Below are 203 nucleotides of genomic sequence, written 5' to 3'. Positions count from 1 at the left end.
CTCTCGAAGTACGAGTTCCCAGGCGACGACCTGCCAATCATCAAGGGTTCGGCACGTATGGCGCTGGAAGGCCAGCCAGGCGAAATGGGCGAAGCGTGCATCGAGCGCCTGGCCGAAGCACTGGACACCTACATCCCAACGCCAGAGCGCGCTGTTGACGGCGCCTTCCTGATGCCAGTGGAAGACGTGTTCTCGATCTCGGG

General features: G+C 62.1%; 1 pseudogene. It reads left to right on the top strand.

Annotation, left to right across the window (positions count from 1 at the left end):
- Positions 1-203: pseudogene (gene tuf, locus AC3XQU_RS25230) on the top strand (elongation factor Tu); the annotation flags it as partial.

Source organism: Telluria sp. AZSoR62, from assembly GCF_058111565.1.
This window is presented reverse-complemented; position numbering and strand designations above follow the sequence as displayed.